Source organism: Mesorhizobium sp. M2A.F.Ca.ET.043.02.1.1, from assembly GCF_003952405.1.
GTDB lineage: Bacteria > Pseudomonadota > Alphaproteobacteria > Rhizobiales > Rhizobiaceae > Mesorhizobium.
On sequence record NZ_CP034445.1, the window covers coordinates 5,852,984 to 5,868,902 of the forward strand.

The window sequence follows — 15,919 nt, forward strand, 5'->3', positions numbered from 1 at the left end:
GTCGGAAGCCAGTACGTGCCATTTCGCTATCACCGCAGCTCTCACCGCCGCCTTCCTGTTCTGGCCTACACGGTCGAAACCACAATACTGAGATACCAGTGCGAGGGCTTTCCCGATTGGGAAGGCCCAGCGGGACGATGATGCGTCCCGCCAGCATCGCGCCATAGCCGGACGCGAAGCCGCTCAAGAGATTGCCGGGTGCGAACAGCAGCATCAATCCAACCGCTAGCGGCCGGCGCGGCAGATGCCCGACTAACGCCGTGACCGTGGGGGCACCGGCCGTCACGGCGAGGGCATAGCCGGAAACGACAGACCAGCCGCCGGGAGCGTTATCCCGAGATCGCGCCCGATCCCGGGAACCAGGCCGATGATCACGAACTCAGTCGCGCCAATGGCAAATGCTCCCGCGGCCAGCGCGATCAGCGAAGGCTTCATGATCGTCGTGCCTCACGCGTCAACCGTCTCGACCACCCTTTCGACATGCGCGACGATGCCGGTCTGGCCCGGCGCGACGTCATCCGCCATGGTGTGGCGATCGGGGAAATCGCCTCCGTTCTGCGCACGGAACGGGATTGGCGCGTCCGTGAACAGCCCGGCGAGTCGCGCGCGCCAGCCCGCCTTGATCGCCTCGACCTCTTCGGCGGTGGAGACATGGCCGGCGCTGTAGACAGCGTGCGTGGGCAGCACATCCATGCCCGGATAGAAGAGCGCGCCGTGGGTCAGCGGAAAGAGCAGCTGCTCAATCGGCGCGTTGATCCCGCGCGGGCCATAGTCCACCACAGGTCCACCGGCCTGAACATTTACCAGCGCGCGCTTGCCCTTCAGGATGCCGTTCCCGAAGCGAAACTCGTTGGTGCCGTTCTGGTAGCCATAAGCGAAACCAAAGGCATAGACGCGTTCGATCCAGCCCTTCAGGATCGCGGGCACGCTGTACCACCACAGCGGGAACTGCAGGATGACCGCGTCCGCGGCAAGGAGTTTGGCCTGTTCGGCGACAACATCCGGCGTCTGGTTGCCGGTCGCATAGGCATGGCCGGATTCCATGATGAACGACAGCCGGTCGGGATTGGTGCGGACGGGAAAGTCGTCGGCGTCGAACACTGCTTTCCACTTCATGCCGTAAAGTTCGGATTGCACGATCTCGTGTCCGGCGGCGCCAAGCGTCTCGACAGTAACATCGACCAACTGCCGGGTGAGCGAAGTTGGTTCGGGGTGCGCAGATACAATCAGGATATTCTTCATCATCATGCTTCTCTGTCTCTATCGTGGAGTGGGGGGTGCGCTTCAGCGCTCGCTGGGATGTACCCAAGCCAGCGGCTTCACCCGATCATAAAGCTCGGTATGGGCCAGCGCGTTGGTGAAGTTGGAGATGAGCTTGGCGGCAAGCCCTATCAGCACTTCGAGCGCCTGACGCTTGGTGTAGCCGGCATCGATGAATGCCTCTGACGGCGCCGCCAAGCAGGCCCGGGGCCAAGGGCACATGTTTCTCGACATAATGGGCAGCATCGAAGCGTGCTTGCTCAGTATTGGATAAAGAAAACTGACGATGACCATCCTTGCCTCCCGCGGGAGAGATTGGTGAAGCTCCCGCGTCGATGCTTGCAGGATGGAGGCTTTCCGGCCATATTTGAAATCGATTATATTTTGTTCGGGAATAAAGGTGGTAGATACCAGCCGCATCGACCTCAACCTTCTGGCAACGCTCGAAGTGCTGCTCGCCGAACGGAACGTCACCAAGGCGGCGGCGAAGCTGCATCTCAGCCAGCCGGCAGTCAGTGCGCAACTCGCGCGGCTGCGGGATTTGTTCGACGATCCCTTGCTTCTTCCCGCCCAGCGCGGAATGACCCCGACCGCCAAGGCAACAGAACTTGCCCCGCAATTGCGCGAGGCGTTGGATCGGGTGCGCTCGACACTGCAATCCCACAGGGACTTCGATCCCGAAACGGCGCAACTCGCTGTGTCGATCGCTTGCTCGGATTATGTCCAGGCAGCCGTTGTGATGCCGCTCGTCTTAGCGCTCCGGCGGATAGCACCAGGCGTGCGCGTGGCGGTTTGGCACCTGTCCCCCGCCCTCATGGAACAGCAGTTGGCGAACGGCGATATCGATTTGGTGATCGCCACACCCGATCCCGCGATGCCGCATCTACGTGCATGTCATCTTTACGAGGAAACATATGTCCTCATCGGCAGGCAAAGCCACCCGGATCTGAAGCCTGGCCTGACGATCGAGAACTATGTCAGGATGGAACATATCATCGTCTCACGGCGAGGCGGCAATTTCGAGACACCAGTTGACGACGCCTTGGGGGTTCTCGGTTATCGGCGCAATGTCGTCATGTCAGCGGGCTCGTTCTTGTTCATTCCCGAAATTGTTTCCAGCAGCGATCTTGTCGCGCTCGTACCCAGGCGGCTGTTTCGTGCCCAATCGGAAAGGCTGACGATCATCGATCTGCCCTGGCTGAGCGAGCGGTTCGATATCGGCTTGATCTGGCACGAGCGTTGTCACGGCCATGCCGGGCAGCGCTGGGTTCGCGAATTGATCGGAAAGCTGATGGTCGAGGGCGAAGACGACGCGCCGCGCGGCTAGACTAACGGGCAGCGACAGTTTCCCGCCATCGCCGAGGCTATCGAGTTCGTCGAGCTCGGCGGCGTGGCGGCGGCCCCATTTGCACAGGTCAAGTAGAACTGGCCTCAGGCTTTGGCCCAGCGGCGTCGCTTCATAATCCACTCTTGGCGGCACCTGCGGGAACACCGTGCGGCTCACGATGCCGTGCGCCTCCATCTCGCGCAATTGCTGGATCAAGACCTTCTGGCTGAGCGGGCATCAGCCGGTTCAGTTCGGACATATTCGGCCTCGAGCTTCTGATATTCGGCGTTTAGCGCCCCAATGGTGGCGTTCTCCTCGGCAGTGAGGTCGAGCGGTTCGCCCTGCACTTAGCCCAGGAGAAACTCGGCCCTCGTTCATCAGCACACGACGCCGGTCAAAAAAATCGGTGCGCCGATAGGCTGCTTCAACCGTGTTGGCGATGCGATGTGCCAAAGCCTTGTCTGCGACTTCCTTCGGCACGTTGGTGCATTCGGCCACCCAATCGGTGAACGTGCTGCGAAAGCCGTGAACGGTCGCATTCCCAACCTTCATGTCCCGCAGAACCTTTAGCATGGTCATATCGCTGAACGGCTTGTCACCTGTGAAGCTGAACAGCAGGCTCTCCGGCTTAACCTCGCCGTGTAATGCGAGGTGACGCTGGTGCAGCGCGCGCAGCAGCTTGACCGTAGCGGGGGCGAGCGGAACGACGTGGGCTCCTTCATCTTCATTCTGGCCGCGGGTATCGACCAGCCCGCCTTGTCGAGATCGAACACGGCCCAGGTCGCCTTGCGAGTCTCATTCGAACGCACAGCGGTCAGTACCGTGAGCCTGAGCGCGTCCCGACCGAGGGTTGAGGGAAGAGCGCTCAGCGTCTTCATGAAGGCGGGCGCATCCTCATGCGGCATCGCGGCGCGGTGGGTCGCGCGACGGGTCTGGTTTCAGAACGGTATCCTTCACAGGAGTCGGTCCACGCGCCCGCCAAGACGCGTGTCGAGATCGTGCGGCTGCCGGGCTACACGTGGTTTCCCTCCCATGTGAAGCGGCGCCTGACGTTGCGATCGTCGGCGACCGCCGTCTCATTCAACACCTTATTATGAGTGGCAGCTAATATACTGGGCGCTCCCGGCGGTCGGAGAATTTTGGGAAGATTTCATTGCGCCTTATCCGAAGTTAATGCGGAACCTTGTCGCCGGTGCTTTGCTCTTTTTGCGCTGGCACGGCGGTGGTTGAGGGACCATCCGTTTTCGCCCGACAGGGAGAATTCGATGCGACCCTCGGCAACAATCAAGGCGATATCATCGCGGCCTCGTGCGTTCCCCAATCAGCATCATGCCGAACCTGTTCCAGCGCTGGCCGAGCGCCGCGGCGGCGCGACATGCCGGCGAGGGGGAAGAAGCTTTGGGCTGGGATAATCAACAACCACCAGGAGGAAACCATGCTTGATCAAGTCGTCAAAGCCTATTCGCGTCCCCGCGGGTCGCCGGCCCTTCGCCAATGCTGCGACAGCTACATCTGCCCGGTCTGCACGCAGGTCGTCGAATTGACGGATTATCGCCAGGTGCTTTGGCACCAGCAGCCCGGCCATCAGCCCATGGACCTCGAGGCCTGATTTCTACCGTGAATTGGAAGGAGCAACAGTTGGAGCGGCCTGTCAAAAGGCGGAAGCGTCAGCAGGCCATGTCTTCTCTCCTTCCGCCGATTTCTATGGCCGGGCAACGGCAGCCGAAAGCGATTGCCCGGCTCTCGGGCGACGGTCCGAAGCGGTTTTCAGACTGAAGTCTCAGCCGCCGAACGCAGAGGCCCGAGTCGCCGATTTTCAAGAAACAACAGCGCCATCAATACATTTGGTAGCAAGCCGCCGGACAAGTCCCTTCATCGGCGGTCGACGGAAGCGTGCCCGCCATTCCTGCGATATGACGGGCACGCCTTTCCCTTCAATCGCTCCTGGAGTTGCTGGCCGTGCAACCCGGCAACATGATCGCGAACCTGTTTGCGGCACTGCTCCTGGCGCTGATGATCGGCGGCGTCTCCTTCTCTTTGGCAGGCCGCTCTGGCCGGCACGCCACGCTCGGATGATAGTCCCTCTTCCAATCGACACCATGACAACCGGATCGGTGCGCAAGGCCTGTATCGAGCCATGCCTGCCGGCCCGCTTCGACCTCAAGCTCGCGCCGGCAAGGCCGCAGGGATGAAGCCGGCCTGGGAACCAGTCCGCGCCACACGCCGTTGACAGGGCGAAGGGATGGCCGCAGCGGAGGCCGCCATGGATCATTTCGAACTCATCGATCTTCTGTGCGTCATCGACGCATGCGTGAGCGACCGTTCGGCCGGGCGCGTCGTGCCTATGTCGAGGGCCGTCGAGGAACTGCGCGTGCTGACCGGCGATTTCGTCTCGTCGGACGAGGATGCGACCACCGCCTTGACGCAGGTTGCGCTGGAGCGCGGCTGCGCGGTGCTCTTCGACGAGCAGCCGGGCGCCGACATCATCGCGTAATTCGGCGTGGCGGCCGGGCCATCGATTTTCCATCAGGAGATCGGTCACCGCGGCCTTGCGAGCCGCTGCCGCTTTCCGTCTCACCTCGCCAGGGTAACCATCCGGCCCGCATACATCTCCCGGTTCCCCAGTTCGGCCGTGCAGTTCGACTTCACGGCAGAGTTTCCCGTCATTGCCACGGTGTCGCCCACCAGCCGCAGGCAGCTGCCCTGGGCGCTCATGTCCGAATTTCCGGTGTAGGTGATGGCGGCATCCGGAGCGTAGATGAAACCGCTCACCAGCGAGCCGGATCCGCCGTTCAGCGTCAGCGCCCGTGTGTTGCCATGCGCCTGGTAGATGGTGATGCCGGCATAGGGGCCGCTGGTGGGCGGCGAGAGGTTCACCTGCTCGTTGGCATTGATGTAGAGCTGCGAGTTCTCCATCAGGAACATCGTCACGCCCTGGCCGCTCAGGCTGCCGTTGCCGCCCGGCTTTATGACGACGTTGCGCATGATGTAGGTGCCCGGATTGAGGGTGATCTTTCCCGACAGGGTCTTGTCGCAATAGGTGCCCGGCGAGAGCGTTATTGTCTTGCCGTTGGGCACCGGCAGGCAGAGCGTGTAGGCAGGCGGAACGACGTCGGCCAGCGGATCGAACGAGGCGTACTGGTTCTCATGCGGCGTGCCGCAGGAAAGCGTGGCGCTGGGCGGCGTCAACCCTTGCGTGGCGCCGACCGTCGAGACGCAAGCTGCGCTGACGACCGCCGAGCCGCCGCGGTTGACGGAGTCGGCGGCGTCCGAATTGGCCGCGATCACGCAGCCGGCCATCGCCACATTGGTCGAGCCCTGCAGGTTGACCGCGTTGTCGGCATGCTGATTGAGCGCCAGCACGCAGGCCTGCGCGCCGGGCTTGATCTTGACCGAGGCGGTGCGCGTCGCCTGCCAGGCCGGCATGGCGGCGAGGAAGGCCGGCCGGCTGATGCTCGACGACGCCGAAATGAAATAGGCGCCCGGATCGCCGCTAGCGGAGGCTTGGAAGGCGGCGAGGCTGCCCGACAGCTCCTGCGCGTCGGCGGCGCTCATATTGGCCGCGAAGAAGGTCTGGCCCAGTTGCTGCAGGTCGCCCGCCGACATGCCCGGCTGGTATTTGGTGCCCATCGCAAGGCCGGCGGCGTCGAGGGAATTCTGCAGCTGGGCGGCGTCGTCGCTGGTGCCGATCAGGTCGATGGATGCTGCCAAACCAAGCATCAGCGGCACCATGGCAACCGCCGTTGCGACCGCGAAGTTGCCGCGCTTCGAAACCCAAAACCGTCCAAGCATGGCGCCCGCCCTCGTCGTATTTCACAGAGTGTTATGCGTGTGGTCTCTACGGGCGATTTCCAAAAAAGTTAAAATGCAGAAAGTGCTAAAATATAAGGTTTTACCGATGGTTACATCTTAAGTCCTAAGGCGGGTAGGCCTTAAGTCTGAGTATGCGCGGCGTAAGTTGGAGGCGGCGCCCCGCTGCGGTCCTACCGGCTCAACTCGACCGAAATAATTAGGCATTCGTTCATACGGCAATGATTGATGGTGGGATAGCTGGGCGCTCGCCATGGCCTCTTCAGGTCGGTTCTTCAGACATCTTTTTTTCCGGCGCTTCATTCGACGCTTTTGCGAAGGCAAGGGCGGCAATGTCGCGACCATATTCGCTCTAACCCTGCCGGTCGTCGTCGGCGGGGCGGGGCTCGGCGTTGAGACCTCCTACTGGTATTATTCGAGCCTGAAGCTGCAGTCGACGGCGGATGCGGCGGCTTATGCCGGCGCAGTGGAAAAGTCCTGGGGCTCCGACACGGCTACCATCACCTCGGCCGCCACGACATCGGCGACTTCGGCGGCATGCTGATGGCGCCAGCACGCAGGCCTGCGCGCCGGGCTTGATCTTGACCGAGGCGGTGCGCGTCGCCTGCCAGGCCGGCATGGCGGCGAGGAAGGCCGGCCGGCTGATGCTCGACGACGCCGAATGAATAGGCGCCCGGATCGCCGCTAGCGGAGGCGGCGGGCTGCCGACAGCCTGCGCGTCGGCGGCGCTCATATTGGCGCGAAGGTCTGGCCCAGTGCTGCAGGTCGCCCGCCGACATGCCCGGCTGGTATTTGGTGCCATCGCAAGGCCGGCGGCGTCGAGGGAATTCTGCAGCTGGGCGGCGTCGTCGCTGGTGCCGATCAGGTCGATGGATGCTGCCAAACCAAGCATCAGCGGCACCATGGCAACCGCCGTTGCGACCGCGAAGTTGCCGCGCTTCGAAACCCAAAACCGTCCAAGCATGGCGCCCGCCCTCGTCGTATTTCACAGAGTGTTATGCGTGTGGTCTCTACGGGCGATTTCCAAAAAAGTTAAAATGCAGAAAGTGCTAAAATATAAGGTTTTACCGATGGTTACATCTTAAGTCCTAAGGCGGGTAGGCCTTAAGTCTGAGTATGCGCGGCGTAAGTTGGAGGCGGCGCCCCGCTGCGGTCCTACCGGCTCAACTCGACCGAAATAATTAGGCATTCGTTCATACGGCAATGATTGATGTGATGGCTGGGATAGCTTGGGCGCGCTCGGCCATGGCCTCTTCAGGTCGGTTCTTCAGACATCTTTTTTTCCGGCGCTTCATTCGACGCTTTTGCGAAGGCAAGGGCGGCAATGTCGCGACCATATTCGCTCTAACCCTGCCGGTCGTCGTCGGCGGGGCGGGGCTCGGCGTTGAGACCTCCTACTGGTATTATTCGAGCCTGAAGCTGCAGTCGACGGCGGATGCGGCGGCTTATGCCGGCGCAGTGGAAAAGTCCTGGGGCTCCGACACGGCTACCATCACCTCGGCCGCCACGACATCGGCGACTTCGAACGGGCTGGGCACAGGCACCATCATCGTGCACACGCCGCCGACATCCGGGGCATACACGGCCAAGAAGGCGGTCGAGGTGATCCTCAACCAGCAACTGGACCGGATGTTCACCTCAATCTTCACATCGAGCAAGGTGCCTGAGCGGGCGAGGGCGGTGGCCCTGATCAACGACGCCTCCTACGCTTGCATACTGGCGCTCAACAACTCGGCCGCGCAGGCGGCGCTCTTTTCCGGCAGCACCACCGTCAATCTTAACGGCTGCTCCGTGATGTCCGATTCGACCGCCAGTGATGCCATCAAGGTACAGGGCTCGGCGAGCCTGAAGGCCGACTGTCTGATCACGGTCGGCGGCATGGTGCTGAACAACCCGGTGACCACGAAATGCGCGTCGAAGATCACACAGGCCTTGCCGGCCGCCGATCCTTTCTCCTCCCTGCCGGCGCCCGCGGTCACGAACCCGTGCAGGAATGTCAACGCCAGCAAGACGACGCAAACACTACAGCCTGGCACCTATTGCAGTGGCATGAACCTCAACGGCAATGTCGCGCTCTCTTCCGGGACCTATGTCGTCCAGGGGAATTTGAAGATCAACGCGGGTGCGGTCATCACCTGCGCCGCCCCTTGCACCAACGGCGTAACCATCTTCATGTCCGGCAGCAACACCGTCAGCATGAACGGCAACGCCACAGTGACGCTGAGCGCGCCGACCTCGGGCACCTATTCGGGCGTGCTGTTCTACGGCGACAGGACTGGCGTCTGGGCACAGAGCACCTTCAACGGTACCGCGACCTCCTTGCTGACCGGCGCCATCTACTTCCCCAAGCAGCAGGTCAACTATCTCGGCAATTTCTCCGGCAAGGGTGGCTGCACGCAGGTCGTTGCGGACACGGTTCAGTGGTCAGGCAATTCCACCATCAATCAGGACTGCACGGCCTATGGGATGGATGGCATCACGGCCGCAACGTCCATAGTGCTCGTCGAGTAGCGGCCATGCAGCCACCGGCGATCCGTTTCCGCAGAGACCGATCCGGCGCCGCCGCGGTCGAATTCGCGCTTGTGCTGCCGGTGCTGTGCGTCGCCCTGCTGGGCACCGTCGACGGCTGGTCCTACGTCACCAACTCGCTTTCGATGCGCGCCGGTGTGAAGACGGCGGCAAACCTGGTCCTGGCGGGATCCGGCGACGACAGCAGCACGCGGGCAGCCGCGCTGGCGAGTTGGGAGAAAAAGCCTACGGACGCGGCGGTCACCGTCAATCGCGTCTATAAGTGCGGGACGATCGTAGTGGCGTCGGCGTCGACCATGTGCGGGGGATCGAAAGTGCCCACGATCTTCGTCGAGATCCAGGCCTCGGGCACCTGGAGTCCGCCCTTTGCCTTCGGCCCCTTTCCGCACGACACCGCGATGGGCCACCAGCAGGTGATCCGTGTCCGCTGAACAGAGAGCCAAGGCGTTTGCCGCCAACGCCTCTGGCGGCGCCGCGATCGAGTTTGCGCTCATTGTGCCTTTCCTGATCATGCTGCTCTTCGGCATCTTCGCCTTCGGCTGGTCGATGAACTCCGAGTCCAGCGTGCGCTATGCGCTGGAGGCCTCCGCCCGCTCGCTGCAGCTCAACAACACGCTGACCCAGGCCGACATACAGGCGATCGCGACCCAGAAGCTGCAGGCGCTCGGCTTGCAGAACGTCAACGTCACGATCACCACCGATCCGGCGAGCGGCGGCTTCTGCATGGCGCATGTCAACGCCAGCTACGCGTTCGTCATCAACTTCCCCTATTTCAGCGATTACCCGGTCAACTATGCGACCACGGTGAACGTGCCGCTGCTCAACAGCGTGCAAGGAGCTTGCCCTCAGTAACAGTCGGAACTGAATCGGCCGATTTGTGCCTTTTTGCGAAGCAGAAGCTGAAGGCGCTCGGCCTGCAAAATGTGAACGTCACGATCACCATCGATCCGGCGAGCGGCGGCTTCCGCATGGCCCATGTCAACGCCAGCTACGCCTTCGTCATCAACTTCCCCTATTTCAGTGATTATCCGATCAACTACACGACGTCCGTGACCGTGCCGCTGGTCAGCGGCTAGAGCAATTCCAGGAAAAGTGCGAGCGGTGTTCCGTTCGGAATTGCGCAAAAACAAGGAGATAGAGCGGTTCGCCGTTTCCGTGAAACGGTGAACAGCTCTAGAAGGGCAGGGGCAAACCGGGCATGAAACCCGTCTCCTCGGGTGGTGCCGGCGGCCTACGTGCCGTCCCATCCACTCCGGCTGATCGGCGCATCATCTTAGCAATCTCTAAAGTCGCAAGCTTGACGCCAGCCACGAATGCTAGGGATTTGCCATCGTCCTATCAGGAGCGCAGCCATGACCTCTCCCGTCGGAAGCCAGCATTCCGCTGGCCTCGTACATCATTCGAGCAAACCTCAGGGATCGTCGGAAACCTTCCCGGGCAAGAGCGCGGAAAGCGTCGGCCACCTTGCAAAGGCCTCGGTCTCCGAGACGAATGCGGGCGAGCCGAACGCGCAAGGAAAAGCCGCGTCCCGCATCGCCCGCATGGATCTGACGGTGCTCTCTCCGACCGGCTCGGGTGAGGAGTCGGATACCTCGCCCGAGGCGTCGGACACCGCCGGCGACGTGGACGCCGCGTGAAACGGTCCCCTCCGCGACCGCACTAAAACGGAGATAGGGCGGTCCCCCGTTTCAAGAGACGCTGCAACGCCCTAGCAGCCTTCCGCTGTCGTCTTCATCTGCCCGGGAGCGTTCGATTTGGCGCTGGTGTCCTGTTGTCCAGGGGCTGCCTGCTTCGCGGTTCCGGTCGTCTGTTGTCCGGGGGCGCAATCCTTCGCCGAGTTTGGATTGGTCGAGTTCGTTTTGGTCTGATCCGTGTCCTTGCTGCTGGGCATCGTCGTCGTGGAGGAAGAACCCGACGAAGTGCCCGACGAAGTGCCCGACTGCGCTGTCGCCAGACCCCCGGACAGAGCAAGCAGGGCGGCGGCAAGAAGAATGCGTTTCATGACGATTGGTCCTTTCAGGTAACGTCCCTTCAGTCATTTAATCCCGGCGGGGCAGGAGTGTTCCGAGCGCCCGAACGCGCTCGACCTGCGGGGCTTTCGCGTGCCCAATGGCGCCCCTAGGGACCATGGTCCGGCGAGACAAGGGCCCTCATTTTTCCAAACGGCCCAAAAGCGCTCGGCCCTTTGTATTTCTGTGTCATTTCAATGAGTTAACGGAATTTTTTTGGAAGAGTGCGGGGCAATGACGGCGATGCTCTCATTTGGCGACCGCAATTGCCTAAAGTTTATCCGACGCCGTTAGGAAATTCTCATAAGACGCTGCCTAGCGGTTGGGCCACGGTAACGATTCATCTGCGGAGAAGTACAATGACATTGCGTAAGACACTTCTGGCATCCCTTGCCATTCTGGCGCTCGCGGCGGCCCCGGCGCTCGCCGGCAACGGCCATGGCGGCGGCAATGGCGGTAGCCACGGCGGCAATGGCGGCAATGGAAACGGCGGCGGCAATGCCGGTGGCAACGGCAAGAGCGGCGCAGAGCACGGCAAGTCGGCTTCTGCTCACGGCCACAACAAGGGCACCGACGACAGCGCGACCGACGACACCACGACAGCCGCCACGCCGAAGGAGAAGAACCTTCACGCCAAGCTCGGCCGGCTGAACTCGCTGCAGCGCAACATCAACGCCTATATGAATTCCAAGAGCAAGAAGTTCGCTGGCATCCAGGCCTATGTGACAGCGGCAGCGGCAGCTCAGAACGCGCAGGCTGCGCTCGACGCTGCTAATGCCCAGCTGACCACCGACCAGAACAAGCTCGCCGATCTCACCCAGCAGCTCGCCGATCTCAACGCGACTGACACGACGGGCTTCACGCCCGAACAGCAGGCGGCTCTCGATGCGCAGATCACCGATGTGCAGTCGCAGATCGATGCCCAGAACGCGGCGATCACCGCTGACACCCAGGCGGTCGCGGATGCCCAAACCGCGGTTACCAATACACCCGCCCCGGACGACGCGACGTTGGACGCCGCCCTGCAAGACATGGCCAACAAGCCGGTCGACCAGGAAGTGACGGACTGGGCCAAGGGCGTGCTTGCCGACAAGATCGACCAGGCCGCCGCAGCGACGACGACGCCGTAAGTCCAAACGAACCGACCAGAGGGTGGACGAAACGCCGCCGGGCCTCGCCCGGCGGCTTTTTTGTCCGCACCGCCTCGGCGTGAAGCCGTCGGCGCGCCAGGCCGGGCCTATTTCGGCGGCGCGTCAGACCTCAGTCGTCTTGCCTTCGGCGACGCACGGCGCCTATGTCATCGTTGCGCTCCCTGTTCTTGCCCCTCCATGGCGCATGGTTCGGGCTCCGCTCCCCCCAGCGGAACCGAGCCCAGATATGGGGAGTTCAGGAGACGACAGTCGATTCCCCCGGGATGTAGCTGCTCCTTCATCGAGCCCGCCACTGGTTCAGGCACCAGTCGGCGGGCTTTTGATGCCGGCCGGAGCAGTCCGGCCGAGGGCAGTTCCGGGAAATGTGAACGCTCGGCCCGGCGGTTTCGCCGCAACCTTCAGCCTTGTCCGATCGAACGGATCCAACGTTTCGCCTTTTCCCTGAAACGGTGAAACGCTCTAATCGGCGTGATCGAGCAGGCGGGTGGCGTCCGGGCGGTCCCGGCCTTGTTTGCTCCCGGCGTGGTCGATGCCCTCGACCGTGATGGCGAACGTCCCGTTCTCGGTCCTGCCGATGAAGCCCTTCGCCTTGAGGTACCACAGGTGGAATTCGAGGTGCTCGCGCGGGCAGCCCGACAGGCGTTCGAGCTCGTCGTCGCCGATGCCCGGATTGTTGACGTCGCGCCGGCGCCGCACATAGAGAAGCGACAGCAAATTGGCCTGGATGACGGCATCCCTGTCCATGCCGCCGCCGTCGCGCGCGCCATCCGTGAGTTCGTGGCGAAGGCCCAGATGCTCGCGGTAGAGGATGTCGTACTGGGCCCGCTTGACTGGATCCCGCAGCGTATTGTGGGCCTCGACGATCTCGCTGAAGCGCGATTCATTCCCTGTTTCCCGATTATCGGGATGATAGCGCATAGCAAAATAGCGGAAAATCCGCTCGATTGTCTCAGAATTGGCGTTCGGGCTTATTTCCAGAACTTCGTAGTAGTCAGTGAACATGTAATCGTGCTTCCGAAATTACGGAAACCACTCCCCGAATCCGAGCATTGCCCAAATGCCGCGCGCTTGCAAGGCGCCATCGGGCCGGTTCCGAACGGGCGCAAATGCCCGCCGCAACTGCGCGAACTCGAGCGGATTCGGGACGCTGAAGCGCATGCTGTTCGCACGCCTGCCAGCGGGGAAGGGATGTCCTGGTCGGCGCACAGGTTCGCGGGCGCCCGATCGGCGAAAGGCCTGCTCTGCTGTGCGGATTCGAAGCTTGCGGGACTGATCGGCGATCGCGGTGGAATAAATCCCGCACTCCGCTACGTTAGGCATGTCTGAAATTCAGGTGGTAACCTGGATGGGAGCCGATCTCAAGCCCGGCTCCCTTTTTGGCTCTCCTCGAAAGAAGCGAGCCATTTTTTCGCGAAGCCGCCTCGCGGGGCTTTCGTCCGACGACTTCACCGACCTAAAGCGCGTCGCGATCCTTTGGCTTTGCTCATGCGCGTCAGATCTTTGGTTTACGCATGTCTTTATCCCCAAACAGGTTCCCACTTTCGGGAGACATGCTTTAGGTGCGCCATGGCTAATATGGCTGGCTAGATATAGACTTCACAGAGTCGGGTCCACAGAGGCATTGGGAGGGACAACAGAAATGCCACGGGTATCGGAACTCTTCTTCAAGACGGCCATCGTCTTTCTCATCCTGGGCATCGGCGCCGGGCTGCAGATGGCGATTTCGGGCGATCACGGCGCCTTCCCGGCGCATGCCCACATCAACCTTCTAGGCTGGGTCACCAGCGCCATCTTCGGTGGCTATTATGCGCTCAACCCGGCCAAGGCCGAGCGCCGCATCGCCATGATCCATTACGGCCTCTATACGGCCGGCATCGTGATCATGCTGCCGGCGCTCTACTGGATGCTGGCGGCAGGCCATCCGGAGATCGAACCGGTCGTGGCGATAGGCTCGCTGATCGTCGCCGCTGCGGTGCTGGTCTTTGGCTTCGTCGTCTTCTCGTCGTCGGAGACGGTGCGCTCGGCCTCACCAGCCGCGGCACGCTAGCTTGCGCGCGAGCAGGGGCTTCGGCCTGGACGGGCTGGAGCCTCCAACCAAAGAGCACGGCAAGACGGCCGTTTTGCATCGCGCCGAATAACCTTTGTTGCGGACGGGCGCTGGCGACAATGCCAAACTGATCGCGCCTCGGAAGCATAACGCGGGGCTGGCCCGGGCTCGCTGCTGCGCTCGAACAGAGGCGTGCAATGTGTCGGGCGAAACGGATTGCCGCCGGCTTCCGGGGAAGCGACTGGCCGGCCATTCGCGAGCAGGCTACGGCCGGCTAAGGCAACAGCTTCGGAAACAGCAGCGAGATGAGAGCGTGGATGATGCCGTCCCGCTCGAACGGGCCAGGCAATTTGGCGGGCGAGACGGCGCCGTCGCTCGACTTGGCCTCGTCGGTCACGCGGGCCTCGCCATGCACCAGCCACAGCACCGCCGCGAAGTAGCCGGCCTGCAGAATAACCGCGGCAAGGACCGTCCAGCCCAATGCCGCCCAGACCGATCCGGTGGACGCGAATGTCCAGCCAAGGACCACCAGAAGCGTCGCCGCCATTCCCACAAGAAACTGCGGAAAATACATTTGCCCAACCGAGCGCCGCGACCATGTCCAGTCGTCGACGATCTCGCCCATGTCTCTACCCGTCATGACCCTTGCACCTTTTCCGGGTGGACCGCAAGCTTGAACAATCTGCCCGGCGGCCTTGTCGCACCATTGTCCGCTCCGACAGGGACCAAGGGAGCAGGACTTCCTTGTAGCAACCGGCAATTGCGCCGGATCGTTCCATGGGCCCCGGCATTCAAGCAACGTCTCATGGAATGCGTCGGCCGCGCGAGCTGTTTTCCGGGCTGCGGCGGCACTCGGACGACAAAGGCCTGCACCGGCGGGCCTTTCTCTCGTGATGCTGTTCTTGTCAGGTCAGGATAAGGACGATCTTGTAAGTGTCCGGGTCGACAATGACGATGCGTCCGTCGGCCAGCACGAAATACTCGTAGTACTCATAGGCAGGCACGATCTTGACGATGCGGGCCGGCAGGCGGTGCAGCCGCACCTTATGCCGCGGCACCTCGATGCCCACCGAAATGTCGAAGCTGACGTCGCGAACCGGTTCCACCTTGGTCTCGTGGATGATCTGGGTGACCTGCGTCCTCTGCTCGACCGTCACATTGTTGATCGAGGCCGTCTTGTTCTGGTCGGTCTCGACGTTGGTGTTGCCCTGGGCGTTCTGCTCGGTCTTGGTACCGGTGCTGGTCTGAGCGTTCTGGTCGGTGGTGCCGGCCTTGCCCTGGGCCTGCTGCTTCTTCTTCAACTGTGTGTTGTCCTGGGCATTCTGGTCAGTCTTCGTGCCGGTGTTAGTCTGAGCGTTTTTCTCGGTCTGCATCTTGGTGTTGCCGCCTTGAGCGTTCTGCTCGGTGGTGGCGCCGGCCTTGCCCTGGGCCTGCTGCTTCTTCTTGAGCTGGGTGTTGTCCTCGGCGTTCTGGTCGGTCTTGGCGCCGGCCTGGCCCTGGGCCTGCTCATCGGTCTTCATCTTGGCCTTGCCCTGGGCGTTCATTTCGGGTTTCGATTTCGTCTCGCCCTGTGCCTGCCCGCCTGCCTTGCCGCCGGTCTTGCAGTCTGCCTGGCCCGAGGCGCAGTTGGCATCGCCGCTGGGCTGCACGGATTCGGTCTGCGCCATCGCGGCGCCGCAACCGACGCCGAGTGCGATCATGCTTGTGATCAGCAGATGTTTCATGGGATTTCTCCTCGGAAATAGTCGGTCCCTTCGGATTGGGTAACCCGGGCCGAAATGCATTG

Annotated in this window: 20 protein-coding genes and 1 pseudogene; 12 read left to right on the top strand and 9 right to left on the bottom strand. The window is 62.1% G+C overall.

Features of this window, described 5'->3' with window-relative positions:
• Nucleotides 1–282: 282 nt before the first annotated feature.
• Genes EJ068_RS32835 through EJ068_RS33005 form a run of 3 tightly spaced genes read right to left on the bottom strand, consistent with a single transcriptional unit; the run spans nucleotide 283 to nucleotide 1,554 of the window.
• Nucleotides 283–435 carry a hypothetical protein gene (locus tag EJ068_RS32835; RefSeq protein ID WP_189342242.1) on the bottom strand — a complete coding sequence of 51 codons (153 nt, stop codon included), beginning with the start codon at nucleotides 433–435 and terminating at the stop codon, nucleotides 283–285.
• Between the two features lie 12 nt (nucleotides 436–447).
• On the bottom strand, nucleotides 448–1,248 hold the full coding sequence (locus EJ068_RS27975) for an NAD(P)H-dependent oxidoreductase (RefSeq protein WP_245463252.1): 801 nt from the start codon (nucleotides 1,246–1,248) through the stop codon (nucleotides 448–450).
• Nucleotides 1,249–1,284: 36 nt separating this feature from the next.
• On the bottom strand, nucleotides 1,285–1,554 hold the full coding sequence (locus EJ068_RS33005) for a hypothetical protein (RefSeq protein WP_210212026.1): 270 nt from the start codon (nucleotides 1,552–1,554) through the stop codon (nucleotides 1,285–1,287).
• 106 nt (nucleotides 1,555–1,660) lie between these two features.
• Between EJ068_RS33005 and EJ068_RS27985 the strand changes: the two genes are divergently transcribed.
• Nucleotides 1,661–2,587 carry a LysR family transcriptional regulator gene (locus EJ068_RS27985; RefSeq protein ID WP_245463253.1) on the top strand — a complete coding sequence of 309 codons (927 nt, stop codon included), beginning with the start codon at nucleotides 1,661–1,663 and terminating at the stop codon, nucleotides 2,585–2,587.
• Between the two features lie 27 nt (nucleotides 2,588–2,614).
• Here EJ068_RS27985 and EJ068_RS27990 read toward each other — a convergent pair.
• Nucleotides 2,615–2,818: pseudogene (locus EJ068_RS27990) on the bottom strand (helix-turn-helix domain-containing protein); the annotation flags it as partial.
• Between the two features lie 1,204 nt (nucleotides 2,819–4,022).
• On the opposite strand from EJ068_RS27990, the gene EJ068_RS32840 reads away from it, so the two are divergent.
• Both EJ068_RS32840 and EJ068_RS27995 read left to right on the top strand, forming a co-directional pair.
• A complete protein-coding gene (locus EJ068_RS32840) occupies nucleotides 4,023–4,196 on the top strand; it encodes a hypothetical protein (protein WP_189342191.1) in 174 nt (57 codons plus the stop codon).
• 654 nt (nucleotides 4,197–4,850) lie between these two features.
• On the top strand, nucleotides 4,851–5,081 hold the full coding sequence (locus EJ068_RS27995) for a hypothetical protein (RefSeq protein WP_126061553.1): 231 nt from the start codon (nucleotides 4,851–4,853) through the stop codon (nucleotides 5,079–5,081).
• 80 nt (nucleotides 5,082–5,161) lie between these two features.
• Here EJ068_RS27995 and EJ068_RS28000 read toward each other — a convergent pair whose 3' ends face one another.
• A complete protein-coding gene (locus EJ068_RS28000) occupies nucleotides 5,162–6,379 on the bottom strand; it encodes a pilus assembly protein TadG-related protein (RefSeq protein WP_127252110.1) in 1,218 nt (405 codons plus the stop codon).
• Between the two features lie 271 nt (nucleotides 6,380–6,650).
• Here EJ068_RS28000 and EJ068_RS28005 point away from each other — a divergent pair, with 271 nt between their 5' ends.
• From EJ068_RS28005 to EJ068_RS28035, 7 genes are all read left to right on the top strand, one after another.
• Complete coding sequence (locus EJ068_RS28005) at nucleotides 6,651–6,941, top strand: pilus assembly protein TadG-related protein (RefSeq protein WP_245463254.1); 291 nt, start codon at nucleotides 6,651–6,653, stop codon at nucleotides 6,939–6,941.
• A 211-nt stretch (nucleotides 6,942–7,152) separates the two neighbouring features.
• Nucleotides 7,153–7,482, top strand: a complete 330-nt coding sequence (locus tag EJ068_RS33925; protein WP_348639303.1) for a hypothetical protein — start codon at nucleotides 7,153–7,155, stop codon at nucleotides 7,480–7,482.
• 130 nt (nucleotides 7,483–7,612) lie between these two features.
• Nucleotides 7,613–8,908 (top strand): pilus assembly protein TadG-related protein, encoded by a 1,296-nt coding sequence (locus EJ068_RS28015; protein ID WP_245463255.1) that lies wholly within the window; start codon nucleotides 7,613–7,615, stop codon nucleotides 8,906–8,908.
• A 5-nt stretch (nucleotides 8,909–8,913) separates the two neighbouring features.
• Nucleotides 8,914–9,357: a TadE/TadG family type IV pilus assembly protein gene (locus tag EJ068_RS28020; protein ID WP_127252109.1), complete on the top strand. Its 444-nt coding sequence runs from the start codon at nucleotides 8,914–8,916 to the stop codon at nucleotides 9,355–9,357.
• Nucleotides 9,347–9,778 carry a TadE/TadG family type IV pilus assembly protein gene (locus EJ068_RS28025; RefSeq protein WP_127252108.1) on the top strand — a complete coding sequence of 144 codons (432 nt, stop codon included), beginning with the start codon at nucleotides 9,347–9,349 and terminating at the stop codon, nucleotides 9,776–9,778. Before EJ068_RS28020 ends, EJ068_RS28025 begins: the two co-directional genes overlap by 11 nt.
• Nucleotides 9,779–9,801: 23 nt before the next feature.
• Nucleotides 9,802–10,002 carry a hypothetical protein gene (locus tag EJ068_RS28030; RefSeq protein WP_127252107.1) on the top strand — a complete coding sequence of 67 codons (201 nt, stop codon included), beginning with the start codon at nucleotides 9,802–9,804 and terminating at the stop codon, nucleotides 10,000–10,002.
• 276 nt (nucleotides 10,003–10,278) lie between these two features.
• Nucleotides 10,279–10,563 carry a hypothetical protein gene (locus EJ068_RS28035; RefSeq protein ID WP_127252106.1) on the top strand — a complete coding sequence of 95 codons (285 nt, stop codon included), beginning with the start codon at nucleotides 10,279–10,281 and terminating at the stop codon, nucleotides 10,561–10,563.
• Between the two features lie 71 nt (nucleotides 10,564–10,634).
• Here EJ068_RS28035 and EJ068_RS28040 read toward each other — a convergent pair whose 3' ends face one another.
• Entirely contained in the window at nucleotides 10,635–10,928 is a 294-nt protein-coding gene (locus EJ068_RS28040; RefSeq protein ID WP_127252105.1) for a hypothetical protein, read from the bottom strand.
• Between the two features lie 366 nt (nucleotides 10,929–11,294).
• Here EJ068_RS28040 and EJ068_RS28045 point away from each other — a divergent pair, with 366 nt between their 5' ends.
• Nucleotides 11,295–12,065 carry a hypothetical protein gene (locus tag EJ068_RS28045; protein ID WP_126083406.1) on the top strand — a complete coding sequence of 257 codons (771 nt, stop codon included), beginning with the start codon at nucleotides 11,295–11,297 and terminating at the stop codon, nucleotides 12,063–12,065.
• A 480-nt stretch (nucleotides 12,066–12,545) separates the two neighbouring features.
• On the opposite strand, the gene EJ068_RS28050 is transcribed toward EJ068_RS28045, so the two are convergent.
• Complete coding sequence (locus EJ068_RS28050; RefSeq protein ID WP_126083405.1) at nucleotides 12,546–13,088, bottom strand: J domain-containing protein; 543 nt, start codon at nucleotides 13,086–13,088, stop codon at nucleotides 12,546–12,548.
• Nucleotides 13,089–13,725: 637 nt separating this feature from the next.
• On the opposite strand from EJ068_RS28050, the gene EJ068_RS28055 reads away from it, so the two are divergent.
• Nucleotides 13,726–14,133, top strand: coding sequence for a hypothetical protein (locus EJ068_RS28055; RefSeq protein WP_126083404.1), 408 nt, complete (start codon nucleotides 13,726–13,728; stop codon nucleotides 14,131–14,133).
• 274 nt (nucleotides 14,134–14,407) lie between these two features.
• Here the strand turns inward: EJ068_RS28055 and EJ068_RS28060 are convergent, their stop codons facing one another.
• Complete coding sequence (locus tag EJ068_RS28060) at nucleotides 14,408–14,773, bottom strand: exopolysaccharide production repressor protein (protein ID WP_245463256.1); 366 nt, start codon at nucleotides 14,771–14,773, stop codon at nucleotides 14,408–14,410.
• A 265-nt stretch (nucleotides 14,774–15,038) separates the two neighbouring features.
• The gene (locus EJ068_RS28065) at nucleotides 15,039–15,857 is read right to left on the bottom strand and encodes a DUF1236 domain-containing protein (RefSeq protein WP_127252104.1); all 819 of its coding nucleotides are present in this window, start codon (nucleotides 15,855–15,857) and stop codon (nucleotides 15,039–15,041) included.
• Nucleotides 15,858–15,919: the final 62 nt, after the last annotated feature.

Excerpts from the sequence above, each read along its gene's own strand:
- EJ068_RS28055 (WP_126083404.1), top strand. The coding sequence starts at position 13,726 with ATGCCACGGGTATCGGAACTCTTCTTCAAGACGGCCATCGTCTTTCTC.
- EJ068_RS28045 (WP_126083406.1), top strand. The coding sequence starts at position 11,295 with ATGACATTGCGTAAGACACTTCTGGCATCCCTTGCCATTCTGGCGCTC.
- EJ068_RS28020 (WP_127252109.1), top strand. The coding sequence starts at position 8,914 with ATGCAGCCACCGGCGATCCGTTTCCGCAGAGACCGATCCGGCGCCGCC.
- EJ068_RS27975 (WP_245463252.1), bottom strand. The coding sequence starts at position 1,248 with ATGATGATGAAGAATATCCTGATTGTATCTGCGCACCCCGAACCAACT.
- EJ068_RS28050 (WP_126083405.1), bottom strand. The coding sequence starts at position 13,088 with ATGTTCACTGACTACTACGAAGTTCTGGAAATAAGCCCGAACGCCAAT.
- EJ068_RS27995 (WP_126061553.1), top strand. The coding sequence starts at position 4,851 with ATGGATCATTTCGAACTCATCGATCTTCTGTGCGTCATCGACGCATGC.
- EJ068_RS28065 (WP_127252104.1), bottom strand. The coding sequence starts at position 15,857 with ATGAAACATCTGCTGATCACAAGCATGATCGCACTCGGCGTCGGTTGC.
- EJ068_RS32840 (WP_189342191.1), top strand. The coding sequence starts at position 4,023 with ATGCTTGATCAAGTCGTCAAAGCCTATTCGCGTCCCCGCGGGTCGCCG.
- EJ068_RS28015 (WP_245463255.1), top strand. The coding sequence starts at position 7,613 with ATGGCTGGGATAGCTTGGGCGCGCTCGGCCATGGCCTCTTCAGGTCGG.
- EJ068_RS28000 (WP_127252110.1), bottom strand. The coding sequence starts at position 6,379 with ATGCTTGGACGGTTTTGGGTTTCGAAGCGCGGCAACTTCGCGGTCGCA.
- EJ068_RS28005 (WP_245463254.1), top strand. The coding sequence starts at position 6,651 with ATGGCCTCTTCAGGTCGGTTCTTCAGACATCTTTTTTTCCGGCGCTTC.
- EJ068_RS32835 (WP_189342242.1), bottom strand. The coding sequence starts at position 435 with ATGAAGCCTTCGCTGATCGCGCTGGCCGCGGGAGCATTTGCCATTGGC.
- EJ068_RS33005 (WP_210212026.1), bottom strand. The coding sequence starts at position 1,554 with ATGGTCATCGTCAGTTTTCTTTATCCAATACTGAGCAAGCACGCTTCG.
- EJ068_RS28060 (WP_245463256.1), bottom strand. The coding sequence starts at position 14,773 with ATGACGGGTAGAGACATGGGCGAGATCGTCGACGACTGGACATGGTCG.
- EJ068_RS28040 (WP_127252105.1), bottom strand. The coding sequence starts at position 10,928 with ATGAAACGCATTCTTCTTGCCGCCGCCCTGCTTGCTCTGTCCGGGGGT.
- EJ068_RS28035 (WP_127252106.1), top strand. The coding sequence starts at position 10,279 with ATGACCTCTCCCGTCGGAAGCCAGCATTCCGCTGGCCTCGTACATCAT.